Origin of the sequence: Hymenobacter lucidus (assembly GCF_020447265.1) — a bacterium.
Taxonomy (GTDB): domain Bacteria; phylum Bacteroidota; class Bacteroidia; order Cytophagales; family Hymenobacteraceae; genus Hymenobacter; species Hymenobacter lucidus.
The window spans coordinates 1-18,603 of record NZ_JAJADR010000014.1; the positions used below are offsets into that span (position 1 = coordinate 1).

Below are 18,603 nucleotides of genomic sequence, written 5' to 3' on the forward strand. Positions count from 1 at the left end.
CTCATAGAAACGCCGCCGTAGCTCACGATTTCCTCCCGGTAGTTGCCGTTCAGATGGATGAGCAGTAGGTCACTGGGGTGCTGCTGGCTTTGCAGCGCCAAGGCAAAAAGGCGGTCTATCTCCGTTTCCAACAGCTGGCCTTTGCTGCGGATTAAATCTTCAAAAAGCATAAAAGGAGTCGTTGGCTGTACTGAAATCTTCGAACTGACCTGGTGCCCTCGCCCAAGGCGCTAGTCTTCCAGGATGCTGTACAATTCGCGGTTAATGTAGTAGTGGTTGCCCCGAATGGTCTGCTTCTCCAGCACCTGCAGCTCCACCAGCTTGTTGAGGTAGTCCCGGGCCGTGTTCTCGGCGTAGGTGCGGTCCTCGGTCAGGTGCTTGACGCGGGTGATGGGCTGGGTAAAGATTTTCTGCACCAGCTGGTCGGGGCGGCGCAGGCGCTTTTGGGCCGCCACCACTTCCAGAATCGCGTCGCGCGAGGCTATGATGCGGTTGATTTTATCAAACGTCAGGTTGGCCGTCACTTCCACGGCCTTGAGCATGTACAGCAGCCAGGCCGGCCAGTCGCCCCGTTGCGAGACGCCGGCCAGCGCCCCGTAATAGGCGTCCTTGTGCTCGACGATGTAGCGGCTCAAATACAAAATGGGGTAGTCCAACAGCCCCTTTTGCACCAGGTAATGGATGTTGAAGATGCGGCCCGTGCGCCCGTTGCCGTCCCGGAAGGGGTGAATGGCCTCGAACTGAAAGTGGCCGATGGCCATCTTGAGCAAGGGGTGCAGCGGGTAGGCTTGGTCGTCGTTGACGAAGGCCAGTAGGTTGTCCAGCTTGGCCTCCAGGATGCCCGCGCCCCGGGGCGGGGTGTAGATGGCCTTGCCGGCGTTGAAGCCGCTGCCGCCCTGGCGGATGATGGTCGGAGAAAACGGCGGCCGGATGCCTTCCTCGACCTGCTTGATTTCGCGGAACATGCGCACGAAGTACTCGCGAGAGAAGCTGTCTTCTGTTTTGAGGTACTCGTAGCCGCTCCACAGCGCCTCGCGGTAGCGCAACACTTCCTTGGCCGGTCCTTCCACCTGCTCGGCCGTGGTTTCGCTGAAGGCGCGGTACAGCTCGTCGTCGGTGGTGAAGATGTTCTCGATGGCACTGGAGGCCTTGGCTTCCTGCAAGCTGATGGAATTCACCAGCAGCCCCTGGTTGGGAATGGCCACGCTGCGCCCGTGCAACCGACCTAATGCTTCGCGGGCCTGGCCCAGCTGCTCCAGCACATCGGCCGTGCGCCACAGCTCCTGCGCGATGGGCAGCTCTGGCAGGGCATTCCACGGCACATCCCGATTGGGGTTAATGGGGTACAGGGGTGGCACTGGCATTAATATGTGCGTTAATTAAGGTTAGCCGACCTGGCTGGCCTCAAATCTAATGTACAATCATCAACTAAACATTAAAACAAACTCTTTTTAATGCTAGCTTCCAAGGTTGACCTCAAAAGAGCTGCGTTACAACCCGCGTGTTGCCGTGTATTGGCTCATCCCGGCGGCCGAAGTGTGGCTATGCGTGACTCAACAACTACTCCTCTTACTGGAAAATATTCGCCACTTTCATTCTCTGATTGGAGAAATTATCCACCTCACCCGCCCGGCTGACTTTTTTAATGGAAAAACTATCCTATCTGAGCAGCTTACCTTTCTGTCCTCGGTTGCGGTGTACGACGACTAGCGTATCCAATGCTAGAACGACCCGACGCCGTGGACGATAAACCAGCCGTAACGTCTGCCTTATGCCCCGTGAGCCACATGCATTAGTGGCCGTTCTGCACCAAGTGCAAACCGGCCTTTCCGACCCGCAGCATCATTACCTGGTGTGCACGAACTACTTTCAGACCGAAAGCGGCCCCGTCCTGCTCGGCACCCTGCACCTGCACCAGAGCACTGTCTGGCAGCTGGAAATCGGCACGAAAGACTTTAACTGTGAGGTACTGCTCGATGCGGGCGCCCTTGGCCACCACTCGCCCATCCGAGTATCCTACGACCAGGTCTGGCAGGTCATGAAGGGCGCTGGGCCCCAGTTCGACGCCGAGAATGAGGAAGACATCCTCTACGAAAACACCAGCGCCCTCTCGGCTTTTGCCCAGCAGGGACTGCCTGAATAAGATGGAAGAACTGCTTCAGCCGCGCCACCCCCTCGACAAGCACCACCAGGCCCAGTTGCAGGCCCTGCAGCAGCTGCCCGAAAGCCAGCGCGCCGAGATGGCCCGCTTGTTTCGCCTGGGCAACGCCACGTACCGTTACCAGCAGCTGGCCGACGGGGAAGTAACGGAGGAAGATTACCAGCACTGGCTGGCAGGCTTGCCCGAGCGCTTTCGCCAGGCCATGGAGAAGGGCGGCTTTGCAGGCGCTAAATCCAGCCTGGCCCTGCGGCGGCATGCGCTGGAGCGGCGCGATGTGGGCTACTCGGCATTTATGCAGGCCATCCTGTCCCCGGAGGACTGGGCCTTCGAGCAGCAACAGCATCCGGACTCCGATTAATAGAACCAAGTTGTGAGATGCGGTGCTAATTTCACACCCTCTTATCTGGTTGAACCCCAATGAACATACAAGCTGCAGACCCTTTATATGAAGTTGTTAATCGCCAGAAAGGCATCCTAGCGGTTGACCCGGAGTTCATTGCCAAACCATTTCACGACCATCCGGACTGTTCTTCACGTCAGGCACTTCTGCGGGAGGGGAACTACGCCTGGGGTCGCAACGATGGCCACCGGTGCACCAACTGCGAGAAACTTTGGCAGCAAGCCTAACTACATCTTTAAAAGAAGCTCAACCAAAAACGCCATGGATAAGAACCTGGACTTCGAGCTGTGGCTAGATGAGCTACAGTTGGATGATTATCATGACATATATGCGCTTCACGAAGCCGTCGACAATGGGGTTTCCGCCAATGGCTTCACCTGTTATCCGGTTAAGGAAAGTGAAGGAGAATTTGTCGTGCATAAGATTCAGAGCGACGAATCAGACCGCAAACTATCCATTGTTTCGGAAGACGCGAAGTCAACTTTTCTGCGAGTCCTGAGAAAAAAATACATGTCGGGGCTGGACGCGGATTTATGGTTCGACCTACAGCGGGATAAACAAAAAGGCGCTTGATGCCATTTCCTGCCTAATCCGGCAGGTCAAAGCTGGATATCATCCAAGGTCAACAGGCCGGATTTTGTGGCCGGTGTTAATGCCTGCACGGCTGGTAAGTCGGCATATTTCTGTAGTCAGGACGTGAACAGGGCACCCGCCTGGGCCGGGCCGCTTGCGAGAGGTGGGATGAGTGGGGTCTGCATGGATTCAGGTGCCAGTTTTAGACTAAGGTGCAGGCAGACGACGACAGAACGTGTCGTTCTCATCAGGGCCGGAGAATTGCTTCCTGGGTTAAGCTAAATGTTCGGGATATCTTCGATTTGCACCGCCCGATTCTTTGGCTCTTATTAGGTCCGGCTGCTAATTCCCCGGCCCAAATCGAATGACCAACCCACTACTTTCAGACCAGGAAAGCGAGCTTACCGCGTTGCTGGATGCCTACCAGGAGAAGTTTCCAGCGGCCGAGAGCCCCATAACTTATATGATGGGGTTTGGCCCGGAACAGCTGTGCACCATTTTACGGCAAGCCAACGGGCGGGAAATCGTCTTCAGCTACCCCGACCTGGACCAAGGGGTACTTGATGGCTGCGCCTATCATTATAAGGAAGCCCCGGATGAAGCCGGGCGCGGTAACCCCATCACCTTGCAGGAACTGCTCTATGCCCGCGGCCTCCCGCGCACGGCCAAAACGAAGCTGGTGCGGCACCGCGATACCAGCGGCACGATTGACATCCATGACCTCTACCGCAACCACCGGCCGGCCTTCCTCGATTACCAGCGCCAGCAAGGGAACCGCGTGTTTGACAAATGCGACTTCCTCGTGGCCTGCCTGGGCGAGCCGGGCAGCCAGTCCCGCTTTGTGGGGGTGTTTAAGGTGCAGGGCATCGAGCGCGAAACCGAAGAGCACTACTATTACCAATTGGTCGAAGTGCCCGGCTTTGCCGACCTGAAAGAGCGGGTCATCTTCGACTGGGGCAGGGCCGCCATCAGCTGGCACCAATGGCTGCGGCCGGAAGTGGGCAAGACGGTACTGGAGATTCAGCCCAAGCCGTTTAGCCAACCCTTTACCGACTACCTGGATTTCACCCTTTCGTTCGCGGAGCTGACGCAGCTCGTCAACAGCCAGTCGCCCCGCGACGAGTGGTGCCGGATGCTCTCGGCCACGGCCGGGGTGTATCTGATACTGGACCAGTCCAGCGGGAAGCAATACATTGGCTCCGCCTACGGCACGGAAGGCATCTGGGGCCGCTGGAAAGACTACGTGGCCACGCAAGGCCACGGGGGCAACGTGGAATTGGTGAAGCTCCTGGCGGCTGACGCGCAGCACAGCTGGCATTTCCAGTTCACGGTCCTGATGACCCTACCCAAAACCATGACCCAGCGCGAAGTCGTCAAGCGCGAACAGCTTTATATGAAAAAGCTAGGCTCCCGCGCCCACGGCCTAAATTAAAGAGCAACCATGAATCAAAAGGCAACCATTATAACCCACGCGGGCCTGACGCTCGACCTGGCGCAAATCAAGTGCTTCAAGCTGTCGCCGTTTCTCATCGATGGCAACGACACGCGGCAACTATTGGTGGAGTACAAAACCCGGCCGGTGTATGTGCTTCACCCGGGCACCAAGCAGTGGGAGAAGGAATACTTGGCCGACGTTATATCCTACGACTTTCCAAGCTATGAATCCGCGCAGGCGCACTTAAGTGAGTGGGAAGAAATCTGGCAGGACCACCTAGATGGACAGGACTAATGAGCTTGGAGCAATTGTGATAGTTTGCTTGGTGCTACTCCTATCTTGTGCCCTTTCTTAGCACCCGCATCTCGTTTTTATGGAAGAGGCTGAAGTAATCGCCGGTTGTGAACACCTCTTAGGGTTGATAAAAGAGCGCGACCGCAAGTTGCTGGTGTTGAAGTATGTCAACTTCCTGGATTGGTTCGGGATGGGTCTCCGGCGCAACCCCGAGCGGATGGCCATTATTGACAGCTTTTTACAAGCTAATAACATCACCGTGTGGTGTAAGCGCGAGTCGCAAGACTCTATCGCCCATTTTGACCGCCGCACCACCGACCGTATCACCTTCCGCCTCGAAGGGGCAGCCCAAACCATGCAGAACGGCCAGGACCAGATTAGCTACGACAACGCCGGCACCATCGAGGTCGCCAAGCAGGACAGCGGCATCATCCTCTACCCTCACCAGAAGGAGGCCTTGCAGCATCTGAACGATAAAATCACCAAGTCCGGGAAGGTACCCTTCGCGGGCCTGCTCGTCCTTCCTACCGGCGGCGGGAAAACCCTGACGGCGGCCCATTGGCTGTGCACCAACCTGCTTAACCAGAACAAGAAAATCCTCTGGATTGCCCACCGGCACGAACTCCTGGACCAGGCCAAGGCGACGTTCCATGAGCGGCTGGCTTTTCAGGACATTCTGCGTACCAAGCCCTCCTTCAACTACCGCATCATCTCGGGCATTCACGACAAGCCGGTGCACATCCGGCCCACCGATGACCTCATCATTGCCAGCAAGGACAGCCTGAACGCCGGCTTCAAGTACCTGCTGGATAAATGGCTGGTTAACCAGGAAGAAGTCTTTCTCATCATCGACGAGGCGCACCACGCAACGGCCCGGACTTACCGGAAGCTCATCGAGAGCATCCGCGGCAGCGTCAAGCAGTTTCGGATGATTGGCTTGACCGCGACGCCCTTCCGCACCGTCGAGGAAGAGCAGGGGCTGCTGGCCAAAGTGTTCCCGGACGACATCATCTACAAGATTGAGTTACGCAAGCTCATCACCCGCGGCATCCTGTCCGAGCCCGTCTTTGAGAGTGTCGAAACCGACTTCAACGTCCTGAGCCTGTTCAACAAGCAGGAACTGGACAAGCTTAACTACTTCGACATTGGCAGCATCGGCGATGGAACGGCCAAAACCATCGCCCAAAACGACCAACGCAACTGGTGCATTGTCAACCGCTACTGCGAGAACAAGGCCAAATACAAGCAGACCCTCGTTTTTGCACTCAATCAGGACAACGCCATTGCCCTGAAAAAGCTATTTCAGCTGAAGGACATCCGCTGCGAGTACGTGCTCTCCTCCATTCGGGACCAGACTACCGGCGTTACCATTTCCAGCAAGGGCAACAAAGAGATTATCCAGCGCTTCCGGGCCGGTGAACTGGACGTGTTGATAAACGTCAACATCCTGACGGAAGGCACGGATTTGCCCAATGTCCAAACCGTTTTCCTGGCCCGGCCGACCATCTCCCCGACGTTGATGACGCAGATGATTGGGCGGGGGCTGCGCGGCGAAAAGGCCGGTGGCACCAAGGAAGCCTACATCGTCAGCTTCATTGACAACTGGGAGGACAAGGTTGCCTGGGTCAACCCCGAACGGTTGATAATCGAGGAGAACACCGACTTCAACGACACGCAGAAAAACACCCAAAAGCAGCTCGTCCGGCTCATTTCCATCAGCAAGATTGAAGAGTTCGCGGTGTTGATGAACGACCACATCGACAAAGCCGACAAGGAGAAGCTGGAAAACATGCCCTTCATCGAGCGCTTGCCGCTCGGCATCTACCACTTCTCCCTGTTGAGTCAGTTCGAGGAGGAAGCCCGGGAGAAGAACTGCGAGGTTCTCGTGTACAGCAACCTCAAGCAGCCCTACGCCGATTTGATGCATGCGCTCCCCTCGCTGGTAGCAGGCCTGAAGGCCCCGGTGGCGGATTACCTGTCGGAAGCGCAGTTGCAGGACCTAAGCGCGACCATCGAGAGCAAGATTTTCTTCGGCCACGACTTGTACCCGGGGTACAGCCCGCAAGATGTCAAGGACATCGTGCAGTACTATTACCAAAGCGAATCGCTGCCGAGCTACATCGAGTTGCAGGACCGGGCCAAGTTTGACGTGACCAACGTGGCCAAGGATATTCTGGCGGGCGACTACAGTCGCTCGCAGGAAGAAGCCTACAAAAGCCAGCTGTGGGACGAGCACGAATCGCAGTGGAAAACCTTCTTTGGCCACGACAAACGCTATTTCCTGCATGAAGTTGACTTGGCCATCCGCCGCATCAGCAACCCGGACCTCTACCAGCGCCCGACCATTATCCCCACCGACCGGAAGGAGCTACGCCGACTAGAGGAACTGCCGATGGGGGAAATCCGGGAGCAGAACCCGGCGTACTGGAAATGGCTCAGTGACCAGGTGTACGAGAAGCATCGCGATGCCGAAGGGTACTATCAAAGCGCGGAAGGCGATTACCGAAGCAAAAACAAGCTCGACTTTCAGTTGGACCACATCACGGCGATAAGCAATGGGGGCTTGACCACCTTCGAGAATCTGCAGTTGCTGACCCGAAAGCAAAACGCTGTCAAGGGAGCCCGGTAAGTGAAAGGGCTCCACTGTCTTCGGAAAGACCATAACTTCGCTACCCGCCTCATTCATTTGTTTATTCTATGAGAAGTCTCACTACGCTCATCTTCTTGTTTTTTCTAACCAGTTACCGTCTGGTAGCGCAAACCACTACTGCCCCCACAGTAACCACAGTAGATGGCAAGGCTCGTATCGAGTTTATCGTATCAGCTGCCGGCGAACAGGATGCCCTTTTTCTGAAAGGAAAAGATTGGCTGTACAAGACCTATAACTCGGGCAAGACGGTGGAGCAGTACGACGATAAGGCTGCCGGACGGATAGCCGTTAAGGCCCGGACGCAAGAATTGAAATGGAATGCCGGGCTAGGCATTGTCAACACGGCCGGGGGCTTCACCTATAACATGACGCTGGATTTTAAGGAAGGCAAAGGCCGACTCATTATCGAAGACATCACTTATCAGAAAGGCCAGCTAAAGGATGCGATGATACTGGCCTCGGGTGCGGATTTGGCCGACACGTTTCCGGCCAACTGGCCCACGCTCGGGAAGAAAGCAATGACGAAGCACTGGAACGAAATGCAAGCAGCCGGCACGAGCGAACTGCTGGCGCTGGCGACTTCCTTTCAAAGCGCACTGACGAAAAAGGGAGATAACAAGGATTGGTAGCTCTCACCGAAAAAGCCGTGCTTATCAAGCACGGCTTTTCAAAACCTAGTTTAGGTACGATAAGCCTTTCTTAACTGCAGAAGGGGACCGATTGAACTTCGTCCGCGGGTATATAGCACTTACCATTACGAGCGGTTGAAGCAACTTTCTACCTACCAGAACCACCGTTTTGGTGAACTGTTTACTCCCGGTTCTCTCCTGGAACTGATAGTGGAGTTGTTGGCCGCGCGGACGCTTCATGCCACTGCAGTTGACCGGCCAATACCGTCGCCCTTACGTTCAGTTCCTCGTCAAACAAACACAAATCGGCGCGGTAGCCGGGCGCAATCCGGCCCAGACGTTGGTCCAAGCCCAGCACCTGGGCGGGGTAGAGCGAGGCCATGCGCAAGCTTTCGGCCAAGGGCAGGCCCACGTGCTGCACGCAATTGCGCACGGCCTGCATCAAGGTCAGCCCCGAGCCCGCCAGCGTTCCTTCGGCGTCCACGAAGGAATCGTCTTGCGGGCGGAAGCAGTAGGGGCCGGTCGTGGTCGCGGCCGTCGCGTCACTAATCAGAAAGAGCCGGGGTCCGAGCAGCCGATGGCTGATGCGCACGCTGGCGTAGGCGCAGTGCCGGCCATCCACGACGATGCTGGCCCGGACGGCTGGGTCGTCATATACCGCCCCCACCAGGCCCGGGGCCCGGCCGGTTAGGGGCGACATGGCGTTGAAGAGGTGGGTCGCCGCCGTGAACCCGTGGGCAAAGGCATGCATCCCTTGCTCGTAGCTGGCATCCGAGTGCCCGGCCGAGAGGACAATGCCGGCGGCTTGCAACAGCGCGCGTTCGACCGGCCCAAGGACTTCGGGCGCCAGCGTCAGCATGCGCAACACCCCACGGCCCCGGTCCAGCAGGTTCGCCACTTCGGCCAGGACGGGCACCCGAACAAATTCAGCCGGGTGCACCCCCCGCTTGTTGGGGCTGATGTACGGGCCTTCCAGGTGCAGGCCCAGCAGCCCGGGCATGGTCGGCAAGGCGTCTTTCACGACGGCTAGCGCGTGGTCCACCACGGCGGGGGCGTTAGTCGGCACCGTCGGCAGAAAACTGGTGGTGCCATAGCGGAGAGTGTGTCGGCGCAACTGCTGCAAGGCCGTCTGGGAAGGCGCCAGGCCAAATGCACTATCCCCGCCGCCGTACAGTTGCACGTCCACAAACCCGGGGCAGACGTTCAGCCCCCGCCCGTCGATTTGGGCAACCTGGGCAGGGCGTTGCGTCTGGGGAATAATCGCCCGGATGGTGGTCCCCTCCACCAGCACGTCGTGCTCAACCAATACAGCATCGCCTGTGTAAACACGGCAATTGGTAAGTAAGTAAATCATAGGAAAAGCAAGGGGCGAATGTACGTGCTCGCTACGACGGGTCGAAGCAGGCCAGGTGCAGTAAGTAAGACGCTCCTTTCACTGGACTACACACGCAGACCTGCGCCCAACTGCAAAGTGCCTTCTGTAGGACTGGTTGAGTTTAAGAAACTCGTCTACGATTCAAAGTTTACGAAATGCACCGAGGGGATGAGTTTCGCAAACTCTAAACCAGCACGTTTTGCGGCATCCGAACCCGAAAGAGAGGCCGGGTAAAAGCGGTCCTTTCAGCGCGTGTCCTTCGCTGGTAGCCAGCCAAAGGTGTAAGTAGGCAAATCGTCTTTCTCTACTTAAATACAATCAACAGCCATTGTTTTGACAGCATGCCGGCTGATGTCATTGAGGGGATTTGCCGTTATGGGGCCACCAAAGCCATCGAAATGGAATCTGTGTAGGATGAGCTAGGTGTGTGGTTACGGCCACATCTGGCCGGGCTTACGACAAGGCTTGTGGAGCGGGGGAGGGTCCATTGCTGGCAGGGCGCGACTTGTCCTCCGGCAGGGGCACGAACTCGGCATTGTCGTTTGGCGGCAGCAGGATGCGGCCAGCCTGCCAATCGGCCTTGGCCTGCTCGATACGCTCTTTGCGCGATGACACAAAATTCCACCAGATAAACCGCTCGCCCAGCGGCTCCCCGCCCAGCAGCATCAGCGTGCTGGCTTGCCGCGCCACGATGACGGGGTCGATGCCGGGTGTAAAGACTAACATCTGCCCGGGACCGTAGCGGTGCCCGCCCACTTCGACCTCGCCCTTGGCCACGTAGACGGCTCGCTCCTGGTGCCCACGCGGCAAGCCAAATCGGGCGCCGGGCTGCAGCACCGCGTGCAGGTAAAACAGCGGCGAATGCGTCTTGACGTCGTTGCGCAGGCCGAAGGCGTCGCCGGCAATCAAGCGCATCCACACGCCGGTATCGGTGAAAATGGGCAGTTCGTGGGGCTGGTAGTTGGCGAAGCTCGGCGCACCTTCCTCGTCGGCTTCGGGCAGGGCCACCCAGGTCTGAATCATTTCCAGGGCGCCGCCAGCCAGCGCGGCCGGGTCCTCGAAACGTTCGGAGTGCGCAATGCCCGAGCCGGCCGTCATCCAGTTTACCTCGCCGGGGCGGATAATTTGCTCTACGCCCAGGCTGTCGCGGTGCGTGACCTGCCCGCCGAACAAATAGCTAACGGTAGACAGACCAATGTGCGGGTGGGGCAGCACATCCAGGTCAGGCATTAGCGCCGGTGCCACGTCTACCGGGCCAGCGTGGTCCATGAAAATAAACGGCCCCACCATGCGGCGTTGGCGGAAGGGCAGGATGCGGCGCACATCAAAGCCGGGACCGATGGACGCCTGGCGGGCGTCAATGACTAAGTCGAGCATGAACGTAAAACTGAAGTGAGGTGGAGACGGCCGGGGGCCGAACGCCCAGGCTACAGCCTGAGTCAGTTCGTGCTTGTGGACGCCTGTGAGTAAAGAGGAGGTGGGCGCATTTGCCCGGCCTGAAGGGTAATTTAGCTAAAGGAGTTGTTGGGTTATAACGGGGCGAATACGGCCGACCGCCGCCTTTTTAAAACGGGTGCGGGCATCCACAGTTTCCAGCGGGCCGCCTCAAGGGCACCTATGCAGGCAAGCGCCGGGCTCATGAGCCATTTACCAGTGCCGGTTCTACCTGCTCGGTGCTGAAGTCTACTTCGTACAAGCGGTGCAGCCCTGTCTTCCCTTTCAAGGGCGTCAGAAAGCCTTGCCGCACCGCCAGCGTGTCGCCGATTTCGTCTACCACGGCCTGGGATACCAGCAGGTTGGTGCCGCATTCCTTGTTGGCGGCTTCGATGCGCGCCGCCACGTTTACCGCGTCGCCGATGGTGGCCAGCTTGCGCAGCCCGGCCCCGCCCAGGTGGCCTACTACCACGTCGCCATAGTGCACCCCGATGCGGATGCGGAAGCTACAGCCGTACATGTTGCGCAGGTAGGGATTCATGCGTTCCATGGCCTGCAGCATGGCTTGGGCGGCGGCCACCGCGTCGGTGGCGGCCGTGGCTTCGTTTTCCAGGCCAAACACCACCATAAGCCCGTCGCCGATGAAGTCGCTGATGTAGCCGCGGTGGGCTCGTACCACTTCGCCCATGAGCTCAAAGTAGCGGTTGAGCACGTGGATGACGTCGTAGGCCGGCATAGCTTCTGTGAATCCCGTGTAATTCTCGATATCGGAGAATAGGATGGCTAAGCGCTTCTCCTCGCCCAACTGCTGGCCAGCCTGCTCCAACTCCTGCCAAGTTAGCTGCACGTCGAGCTCGTCGATGACGGGCCGCCGGAAGCGCACCGTGCCTTCCGTGACGGTGGTCTGGCACGCCAGCCGCACGGATTCGGGCAGGTTGAGGCGCGTGGCCAAGGCCGTTTCCTTTTCGTTGCGGGGCGTCAGATGCTCCAAGCCCTCCAGGACCACCACCCGGCAGGTAGAGCAGCGCGCATTGCCGCCGCAGGCGTGCACGTGCGGGATGCCGTGCCGCAGGTCGGCGGCCAGAATGGTTTCGTCGGGCAGCGTCGTAAACTGCTGGTTATCGGGCAGGGCTAGTACCGAAGGCATAGGCATTACTTTACATGAACGAAGACCTGCTTACTACGCAGGGAAGCGGAATGGTGCCGCCTTAGCGCAGCAGCGGGGCTACACGGGTGCCCAGCAGCTCGGTGGCCCGCAGGATTTTCTCGTGCGGCAGCACGGCAGCGTCCATCTGAAACGTGACCCGCGAGATGCCGCCCAGCGCCTCGGCGTGGCGCAGAATCTTGGCCGCCACTTCCTCGGGGTTGCCCACTAGGAGCGCCCCCTGCGGCCCGGACTGGGCATCGAAATGGTAGCGCGTCAGGCCGCTGCCGCCCCGCTCGCGGGCCCGCTTGCTGAAGGTTTCCAGGTAGCCGGGCACGAAGTCGGCCACGGCTTCTTCGGTGGTGGGGGCCACGTAGCCCAGCGAGTGCAGGCCCACTTTCAGCTGCTCGGGCGCGTGGCCGGCCCGGCGACCTGCTTCCCGGTACAAGTCCACGAGGGGCCGGAAGCGGTGCGTGTCGCCGCCAATAATGGCCACCATCAGCGGCAAACCCAGCGTGCCGGCGCGGACAAACGACTCGGGAGTGCCGCCGACGCCGAGCCAGATGGGCAGCTGCGCCTGCACGGGCCGGGGATAGACTCCCTGGCCGGTGAGGGCGGGCCGGTACTGACCCTGCCAGCTGATTTTCTCCGTGTCGCGGATGGCCAGCAGCAGCTCCAGCTTTTCGGCAAACAGCTCGTCGTAGTCGTGGAGGCTGAAGCCAAACAGCGGAAAGGCTTCGGTGGACGAGCCGCGGCCCACTACCATTTCGGCCCGGCCCTGCGAAATCAGGTCCAGCGTGGCGAATTCCTGGAACACGCGCACCGGGTCGGCCGCGGAGAGTACCGTGACGGCGCTCGTCAGCCGGATGTGCTGGGTACGGGCAGCGGCCGCCGCCAGAATTACGGCCGTGGCCGAGTCGAGGTATTCGGCGCGGTGGTGCTCGCCGATGCCGAACACGTCGAGGCCCACTTGGTCGGCGCGCTCGATGCGTTCGAGCAGCAGGCGCATGGCCTCTTGCCCGGTCAAGGGCTTGCCGCCGTTTTGCAGCAGGTGAGAGGCGAAACTATCAATGCCAACTTCCATAAAGAGAGGGGTAGTCTAGGGTAAGAAATAACCCAGCTCGCCGGGACCACGGGTCAGGGCGAGCTGGGTTCCACGGGCATACTTACACACAGCCGGGGTAGTAGCCCGGCTATTTATGCTAAGCTTGCTTTATGAGCTGAATATCCGCCTGCAGTTTGATTTCGTCGCTCACCACCACGCTGCCGGCTTCGGTCACAGCGTTCCAAGTGAGACCAAACTCTTTGCGGCTGATTTTGCCGGTTACGGTAAAGCCGGCCTTGGTTTGGCCATAGGGGTCTACCACAATGCCGCCCAACTCTACGTTTACGGTCACGGGCTTGCTCACGCCACGAATGGTGAGGTCGCCATGCAGCGTGGCCGTATCCCCGCTGGTCGTCGCCTCGAACTTGCGACCCACGAAGCGAATCTGGCCGTGGGTGGCGGCATCGAAGAAATCGGCCGATTTGAGGTGGGTGTCGCGCTGCTCGTTGTTGGTGTTGATGGAGTCAACGTCGGCGGTGAATTCGATGGACGAGGCCTGGGTGAAATCGTCGCCGTCGGTGGTGGCTAGCACATCGAAGGTTGTGAAATAGCCCGTGACGTTCGTAATCATCAAGTGCTTCACTTTGAACTGCACTTCGCTGTGAGCGGTGTCTACTTTCCAGGTGGTGGCCATAATCTAGGAGGTGGGGAAATGAGGATGAAAAGGAGTTAAGCAGAATGGCCAGTGCCGTTTTGCTGCTTAGCGAGCGGCGACGCCGCTCCCGCGTGAATTGAGTTGTAAGGCAAGGACCGTCGTCTCTCAGGGCTTATCTTTTTCGCCTTGCAGCTTTACCTATAAAGCCAGCCAGCGAGCGCGCGAACGTAACGGGGCATGATAAGGAATACGACAAGGGCAACAACAGCCATCGTCACGATTCCTTGTCGAACTCCCCAAGCATTCAACATGGGGAAATTCGTAAATAAGGGAATAAATAAGAACTGCACTAAGGTCGATACCGGCCAGATGACGGAGGTAGTCACTAGCCACTGCTTCCACCCTTTTGGGGTACGCTGTCCGGGCGGTGGTGCAAACCAGAAATCGACGCCTGGGTGAATTTCCGGTCTTTCAGGGATGTCTAATGCGTCTGCTATTTTCGAGAGCAGGTGCATTCTTTCCGCTGATTTAGTCCACTTGGCGGCTGCTTCCGCCGATGTGAAGCGAATGATTATTAGATATTCGTTCTCCTCATCCAGCGGGCGGATGATTTGAGCGCCTTCGTGCCCCTCACGTTTTGCGGCGATGGCGACGATTTCGTCTAACCACTGCTCGTAACGAACAAGCTCGCCTTTTTTGACTTTGTGGCGAATCAATAAAGCGACGCTTTCTGACTTGGGTGGATTCGTGTCGTTCATAAGCATCGTTTCACCTTATCCTCCGTTCGCAAAAGACTATAGAGCCCGTTGTAAAAGCGGGGCTGTAATCCCACTCTACAACGGGCTCAGCAGTTTTTACTTTTTGGCGTAATGGCTGACGATGGTGTTTCCATAAAATGGCAAGCCTTCGCCCATCACTTTTGCCATCGCCGCACCGGCTTCGTGGCGCCAGTCGCGCAGCAATTCTCCCGCGACGGCGACCCATGCCATTGGAATGATGCCTGCTTGAGCCATGCGCGCAACGGCAACATCCTGAACGGTTTTACTCCAGGTGCTCGAGGAGTCGATGACGGCGTACACTTCAAAGCCCTCCGCTTGCGCTGCCAAGGCGGGAAACGCAACGCACACTTCCGTCGACACGCCAGCGATAATGAGCTGCTTTTTTCCGAGCGCGCGTACGGCTGCCGCAAACTCCGGATTATCCCATGCATTCACTTCGCCTGGGCGGTGAATGACCTGGGCATGAGGAAGGCGTTGCAACACTTCCGGCATCAGGGGACCGTTCGGACCAGTAGGGTCGCTGGCAGTGATAATGGTTGGCAGGTTGAAGACTCTTCCAAGGTCCGCAAGTGCACAGACATTGGTTTTAAACTCCGCTTGCGTTTGGTCATTAACCCCGTTTGACAAACCGGTTTGGTGGTCAATCATGAGCAGCGCCGCCGTATCAGCGGACAGCCTCTTATATGGTGCATTAGTCATAAAATGCCTTCGTATTTGGTGGTGGGTGGATGGTGTAAAATTGCAGCCGCTGGAATAGCCGCAAACGACGCTTAGCGCTTGGCGACGCCGTTGGCTTTAGCGATGACGTTGAATGTCAGCGTGAAATTGTCTTCAATGGCTTTGTCAGCCGCGGCGCCGAACAGGGTCGAGCCGTACTTCACGTCGTACTTGGTGCGGTCGATGATGGCCGTGCCCGAAGCGGCGGCTACGCCGTTTTTCACGCCCACTTTGGCTGGGAAGCTGATGGGGTTGGTTTTGCCTTTGATGGTGAGGTTGCCGGTCACGGTGGCGTTGTTGCCGTTGGCGTCGCCTTTCAGGTTTTTAACGCTGGTGATGACGAAGGTGGCGGTGGGGTTTTTCTCCACGCCGAAGAAGTCTTCCGACTTGAGGTGGCCCACCAACTTGGCGTTGTAGTCGGCGTCGGTCAGGTCCGTGTCCTTGAGGGAATTCATGTCGACGAGGAAAGTACCGCCCACCAGCTGGCCGCCTTTTACCAGCACGGTGCCTTCTTTTAGGGCGATGGTGCCGGTGTGCTGGCCACCGATTTTCTTGCCGGTCCAGCCCATGGAGCTGAGCTGCGGCTGCACTCTGTAGGTTTCCACGGCGGCGTTGGCCGTAGCAGGCTTGGCCGCGGCCGGGCTAGTGGCGGCGTAAACGGGAGCCGACAGCACGGTGGCGGCAAACAGCAGGGGCAACAGGACTTTTTTCATGGGGTTGTGTGGTATTTGAAATCTGAAAATGAGAATGCGGAGAGAAGAAAAAGGGAGGATTACCCGAATGTGACAGATGGGTTGTTGAAAGCGCCGAGGTTACGAGGTAGGCTGCTCGAGAAGCTGTTCAAGCGTCAGAATGTCGCTGGGGCGCAGCAGCGTTTCGCAGCCCATGCCCACCGGTGTTATCGACAGGGTCCGAATGATGGAGTGGGGGAGCACGAGGCGCAGCTCGGCCAGGACCGGGAGCACCGCTGACAAGTCGGAAGTTGTGGCATTACCGACGCTGCACACTGTTTTTTGCGTGACATAAGGCGCAATCTGCCGGGCCGCATCCACTTGGCCGGCCAGTGGCAAGGCCAGTACAATCAAGTCCGCTTCCCAACTTGCGGTAGCCGGGCAACCCAGGGCTTCCACGTCGGCGTGCGGGGCCGCGTGTTTCAACTGCTGGGCCAGCTGCTCAGCGCCGGCCTCGTCCAGGTCGAAGAGGCGCAGGCTACAGGAGTGGCCCGCTATGTGGGTGGCCAGGGCTTGGCCCGTCGGGCCGGCGGCTCCCAGAATGGCGACGGTGGGGAACATTGGGGTGGAGGAAAGTTGACGATGCAAAATTCCCCCAGCCAGCGCCGGCCGGCGATGACATATGATAAAAAATGAGCGTGACATATGTCACGCTCGGTGCGGCTGGCTAGCGCGTCGGCGCCTGGCCGCGAATGCGGCTCAGGGTTTCGCGCGTGATGCCCAGATATGAGGCAATGAGGTGCTGGGGCAGCCGCTGAAGCAATTGGGGCCGTTCCTGCAGCAGGTGCGCGTACTTTTCTTCGGCCGTGCGCCCCATTGTGCCCTCCACCCGGCGCAGCAGCGCCACATAGGCCCGCTCGATGAGCAGACGGTTGTAGGTCTCGAACTGGGGCACTTCGGCCAGCAGCTGGGCCCGGTTTTCTACCGTGAGCAGTAGCAGCTCGCAGTCTTCATAGACCTCGATGTTGAGCTTGGACGGCTCCCCCGTCAGCAAGCTGTACAGGTCGCCAATCGTGCTGCCTTCTAAGCCAAATTGCACCACGTGCTTGCCCCCCTTATCATCAGTCGAATACGAGTAGAGCGCCCCTTTTTCCACAAATGCGGAGTACCGGCTCACGTCGCCTTCCTGCAATAAGAATTGGTTCTTGCGCAGTTTTTTGGGGATGAAATAGGATTGCACCTTCTCCAACTCCTCTGCCGTCAAGTCAATTTTTTCGGCAAGACTCCGTTGAAAAACTTCAAACATGGGCATGGCGCGAGGGGTGAGCGGGTAAGCTGGTCTAAGCAAACTTAGTGCTAGTGCCAACAATACGTACAGCTTCAGGGCGCCGGCTAGCTTATTTCCAGCTGAATCTTTTGGGACGCTATTCCTTCCAGTTGCCGACCGATGTACCCGTCAATGGCTTGCGCCCCCTGATGGGCTTCGAGCGATTGCGAGGGTTTAGGTACGATAAGTCTTAGTTATCATATTTGAGTGCCGCAAGCCAAGTCAGGATTACTTTAGGTATCATAATTGTTACTTATGATACCTAAAGTAATTCCGGCTACTTTTGCCCACATGAGCACCGAACTCACCCGGATTCCCGACCAGCCGCAGGCCCTGGGCTCGCAACTGGCTACCGCGGCCGACAACGTCGCCCGCTACCTCAAGCTCGGCCTGGAGGGAGCAGACAATACGGTGCTAGCGTACTCGGCCGACTTGAAAAGCTTCGGGGAGTACTGCACCCTGCACGGGCTGTGTCCACTGCCGGCCGACGTGGCCACCGTCGCCCGGTACATGGCCGACCTGGCCGACATCCCGCGCAAGCTCTCGACCATCAAACGTCACCTGGCGGCCATCCACAAGCACCACCAGCTGCGCGGCTATCCGTCACCAGTGCACGCCGACGAACTGGCCCTAGTCATAGAAGGTATCACGCGCACGTTGGGCAAGCGACAAAAGCAGGCGCCAGCCTTTACAGTCGAAGAACTCAAGGAAAGTATCCGCCGACTGGATGTCACCACTACGGCCGGGCTGCGCGACCGGGCCCTGCTGCTGCTGGGCTTCGCCGGCGCCTTTCGGCGCTCTGAGCTCGTGGCGCTGAACGTGGAGCACCTGGAGTTTACCGAGCGGGCGCTGATTGTGCACCTGCCCAAAAGCAAAACCAACCAAGCCGGTGAGGCCGAAGACAAGGCCGTGTTCTATGCAGCCACGGCGGCCTTCTGTCCAGTACGCTGCACCCGCGCCTGGGTACAACAACTAGGCCGGAGCACGGGACCTTTATTCGTGTCACTCAAGCGCGGCAAAGTCAAAGGCGAAGCGCTACCCACTCAAAAGCGTCTGTCGGCCCTGCGCGTCAACGGTCTGGTACAGCTGCACCTTAACCACGACGAGGAAGGTCACAAGATTCCAGAGAAAAACTACTCGGCCCACTCCCTACGCGTTTCCTTTATTACAGTATCGGTACTACGGGGTCAATCGAACCGTTTTATAAAGAACCAGACCAAGCAGAAGACTGACGCCATGATTGACCGATATTCACGCTTGGACGATGTAGTAAGCTTTAACGCGGCTCAGAATTTGGGATTATAGTCTTAATTA

19 protein-coding genes are annotated in these 18,603 nt (G+C 58.2%); 8 read left to right on the plus strand and 11 right to left on the minus strand.

Annotated elements, in window-relative coordinates:
* Positions 1 to 230: 230 nt before the first annotated feature.
* Positions 231 to 1,364: a Fic family protein gene (locus tag LGH74_RS23710; RefSeq protein ID WP_226180471.1), complete on the minus strand. Its 1,134-nt coding sequence runs from the start codon at positions 1,362 to 1,364 to the stop codon at positions 231 to 233.
* A 407-nt stretch (positions 1,365 to 1,771) separates the two neighbouring features.
* On the opposite strand from LGH74_RS23710, the gene LGH74_RS23715 reads away from it, so the two are divergent.
* The 7 genes from LGH74_RS23715 to LGH74_RS23745 all read left to right on the plus strand — a co-directional run bounded on the left by LGH74_RS23715 (position 1,772) and on the right by LGH74_RS23745 (position 8,142).
* Complete coding sequence (locus LGH74_RS23715; protein WP_226180473.1) at positions 1,772 to 2,143, plus strand: hypothetical protein; 372 nt, start codon at positions 1,772 to 1,774, stop codon at positions 2,141 to 2,143.
* 1 nt (position 2,144) lies between these two features.
* The gene (locus tag LGH74_RS23720) at positions 2,145 to 2,519 is read left to right on the plus strand and encodes a hypothetical protein (protein WP_226180475.1); all 375 of its coding nucleotides are present in this window, start codon (positions 2,145 to 2,147) and stop codon (positions 2,517 to 2,519) included.
* Positions 2,520 to 2,822: 303 nt separating this feature from the next.
* A complete protein-coding gene (locus LGH74_RS23725) occupies positions 2,823 to 3,134 on the plus strand; it encodes a hypothetical protein (RefSeq protein ID WP_226180477.1) in 312 nt (103 codons plus the stop codon).
* A gap of 364 nt (positions 3,135 to 3,498) precedes the next feature.
* Entirely contained in the window at positions 3,499 to 4,566 is a 1,068-nt protein-coding gene (locus LGH74_RS23730) for a GIY-YIG nuclease family protein (protein WP_226180479.1), read from the plus strand.
* A gap of 9 nt (positions 4,567 to 4,575) precedes the next feature.
* Positions 4,576 to 4,863: a hypothetical protein gene (locus LGH74_RS23735; RefSeq protein WP_226180481.1), complete on the plus strand. Its 288-nt coding sequence runs from the start codon at positions 4,576 to 4,578 to the stop codon at positions 4,861 to 4,863.
* A 190-nt stretch (positions 4,864 to 5,053) separates the two neighbouring features.
* Positions 5,054 to 7,492: a DEAD/DEAH box helicase family protein gene (locus LGH74_RS23740; RefSeq protein WP_226180483.1), complete on the plus strand. Its 2,439-nt coding sequence runs from the start codon at positions 5,054 to 5,056 to the stop codon at positions 7,490 to 7,492.
* 68 nt (positions 7,493 to 7,560) lie between these two features.
* Positions 7,561 to 8,142, plus strand: coding sequence for a DUF4468 domain-containing protein (locus LGH74_RS23745; protein ID WP_226180485.1), 582 nt, complete (start codon positions 7,561 to 7,563; stop codon positions 8,140 to 8,142).
* Positions 8,143 to 8,323: 181 nt separating this feature from the next.
* Here LGH74_RS23745 and nagA read toward each other — a convergent pair whose 3' ends face one another.
* From nagA to LGH74_RS23795, 10 genes are all read right to left on the minus strand, one after another.
* Positions 8,324 to 9,496, minus strand: coding sequence for an N-acetylglucosamine-6-phosphate deacetylase (gene nagA, locus LGH74_RS23750; RefSeq protein ID WP_226180487.1), 1,173 nt, complete (start codon positions 9,494 to 9,496; stop codon positions 8,324 to 8,326).
* A 474-nt stretch (positions 9,497 to 9,970) separates the two neighbouring features.
* A complete protein-coding gene (locus LGH74_RS23755) occupies positions 9,971 to 10,894 on the minus strand; it encodes a pirin family protein (RefSeq protein WP_226180489.1) in 924 nt (307 codons plus the stop codon).
* A gap of 259 nt (positions 10,895 to 11,153) precedes the next feature.
* Complete coding sequence (locus tag LGH74_RS23760; protein WP_226180491.1) at positions 11,154 to 12,098, minus strand: adenylate/guanylate cyclase domain-containing protein; 945 nt, start codon at positions 12,096 to 12,098, stop codon at positions 11,154 to 11,156.
* Between the two features lie 61 nt (positions 12,099 to 12,159).
* The gene (locus LGH74_RS23765; protein WP_226180493.1) at positions 12,160 to 13,179 is read right to left on the minus strand and encodes an Atu2307/SP_0267 family LLM class monooxygenase; all 1,020 of its coding nucleotides are present in this window, start codon (positions 13,177 to 13,179) and stop codon (positions 12,160 to 12,162) included.
* A 118-nt stretch (positions 13,180 to 13,297) separates the two neighbouring features.
* The gene (locus LGH74_RS23770) at positions 13,298 to 13,834 is read right to left on the minus strand and encodes a YceI family protein (protein ID WP_226180495.1); all 537 of its coding nucleotides are present in this window, start codon (positions 13,832 to 13,834) and stop codon (positions 13,298 to 13,300) included.
* Positions 13,835 to 13,989: 155 nt separating this feature from the next.
* Entirely contained in the window at positions 13,990 to 14,553 is a 564-nt protein-coding gene (locus LGH74_RS23775) for an antibiotic biosynthesis monooxygenase (protein WP_226180497.1), read from the minus strand.
* Between the two features lie 96 nt (positions 14,554 to 14,649).
* Positions 14,650 to 15,222: an isochorismatase family protein gene (locus tag LGH74_RS23780; protein ID WP_262904766.1), complete on the minus strand. Its 573-nt coding sequence runs from the start codon at positions 15,220 to 15,222 to the stop codon at positions 14,650 to 14,652.
* Between the two features lie 122 nt (positions 15,223 to 15,344).
* The gene (locus tag LGH74_RS23785; RefSeq protein ID WP_226180501.1) at positions 15,345 to 16,004 is read right to left on the minus strand and encodes a YceI family protein; all 660 of its coding nucleotides are present in this window, start codon (positions 16,002 to 16,004) and stop codon (positions 15,345 to 15,347) included.
* 99 nt (positions 16,005 to 16,103) lie between these two features.
* Complete coding sequence (locus tag LGH74_RS23790; RefSeq protein ID WP_226180503.1) at positions 16,104 to 16,583, minus strand: hypothetical protein; 480 nt, start codon at positions 16,581 to 16,583, stop codon at positions 16,104 to 16,106.
* Between the two features lie 106 nt (positions 16,584 to 16,689).
* Positions 16,690 to 17,274: a Crp/Fnr family transcriptional regulator gene (locus LGH74_RS23795; RefSeq protein WP_348533007.1), complete on the minus strand. Its 585-nt coding sequence runs from the start codon at positions 17,272 to 17,274 to the stop codon at positions 16,690 to 16,692.
* Between the two features lie 270 nt (positions 17,275 to 17,544).
* Between LGH74_RS23795 and LGH74_RS23800 the strand changes: the two genes are divergently transcribed.
* Complete coding sequence (locus LGH74_RS23800) at positions 17,545 to 18,594, plus strand: tyrosine-type recombinase/integrase (RefSeq protein ID WP_226180507.1); 1,050 nt, start codon at positions 17,545 to 17,547, stop codon at positions 18,592 to 18,594.
* Positions 18,595 to 18,603: the final 9 nt, after the last annotated feature.

Bases quoted from the DNA above. Each gene is read 5' to 3' on its own strand.
- LGH74_RS23720 (WP_226180475.1), top strand. From the start codon at position 2,145: ATGGAAGAACTGCTTCAGCCGCGCCACCCCCTCGACAAGCACCACCAG.
- LGH74_RS23740 (WP_226180483.1), top strand. From the start codon at position 5,054: ATGGGTCTCCGGCGCAACCCCGAGCGGATGGCCATTATTGACAGCTTT.
- LGH74_RS23800 (WP_226180507.1), top strand. From the start codon at position 17,545: ATGATACCTAAAGTAATTCCGGCTACTTTTGCCCACATGAGCACCGAA.
- LGH74_RS23775 (WP_226180497.1), bottom strand. From the start codon at position 14,553: ATGAACGACACGAATCCACCCAAGTCAGAAAGCGTCGCTTTATTGATT.
- LGH74_RS23735 (WP_226180481.1), top strand. From the start codon at position 4,576: ATGAATCAAAAGGCAACCATTATAACCCACGCGGGCCTGACGCTCGAC.
- LGH74_RS23730 (WP_226180479.1), top strand. From the start codon at position 3,499: ATGACCAACCCACTACTTTCAGACCAGGAAAGCGAGCTTACCGCGTTG.
- LGH74_RS23715 (WP_226180473.1), top strand. From the start codon at position 1,772: ATGCCCCGTGAGCCACATGCATTAGTGGCCGTTCTGCACCAAGTGCAA.
- LGH74_RS23770 (WP_226180495.1), bottom strand. From the start codon at position 13,834: ATGGCCACCACCTGGAAAGTAGACACCGCTCACAGCGAAGTGCAGTTC.
- LGH74_RS23765 (WP_226180493.1), bottom strand. From the start codon at position 13,179: ATGGAAGTTGGCATTGATAGTTTCGCCTCTCACCTGCTGCAAAACGGC.
- nagA (WP_226180487.1), bottom strand. From the start codon at position 9,496: ATGATTTACTTACTTACCAATTGCCGTGTTTACACAGGCGATGCTGTA.
- LGH74_RS23725 (WP_226180477.1), top strand. From the start codon at position 2,823: ATGGATAAGAACCTGGACTTCGAGCTGTGGCTAGATGAGCTACAGTTG.
- LGH74_RS23780 (WP_262904766.1), bottom strand. From the start codon at position 15,222: ATGATTGACCACCAAACCGGTTTGTCAAACGGGGTTAATGACCAAACG.
- LGH74_RS23755 (WP_226180489.1), bottom strand. From the start codon at position 10,894: ATGCTCGACTTAGTCATTGACGCCCGCCAGGCGTCCATCGGTCCCGGC.
- LGH74_RS23760 (WP_226180491.1), bottom strand. From the start codon at position 12,098: ATGCCTTCGGTACTAGCCCTGCCCGATAACCAGCAGTTTACGACGCTG.
- LGH74_RS23745 (WP_226180485.1), top strand. From the start codon at position 7,561: ATGAGAAGTCTCACTACGCTCATCTTCTTGTTTTTTCTAACCAGTTAC.
- LGH74_RS23790 (WP_226180503.1), bottom strand. From the start codon at position 16,583: ATGTTCCCCACCGTCGCCATTCTGGGAGCCGCCGGCCCGACGGGCCAA.
- LGH74_RS23795 (WP_348533007.1), bottom strand. From the start codon at position 17,274: ATGCCCATGTTTGAAGTTTTTCAACGGAGTCTTGCCGAAAAAATTGAC.
- LGH74_RS23785 (WP_226180501.1), bottom strand. From the start codon at position 16,004: ATGAAAAAAGTCCTGTTGCCCCTGCTGTTTGCCGCCACCGTGCTGTCG.
- LGH74_RS23710 (WP_226180471.1), bottom strand. From the start codon at position 1,364: ATGCCAGTGCCACCCCTGTACCCCATTAACCCCAATCGGGATGTGCCG.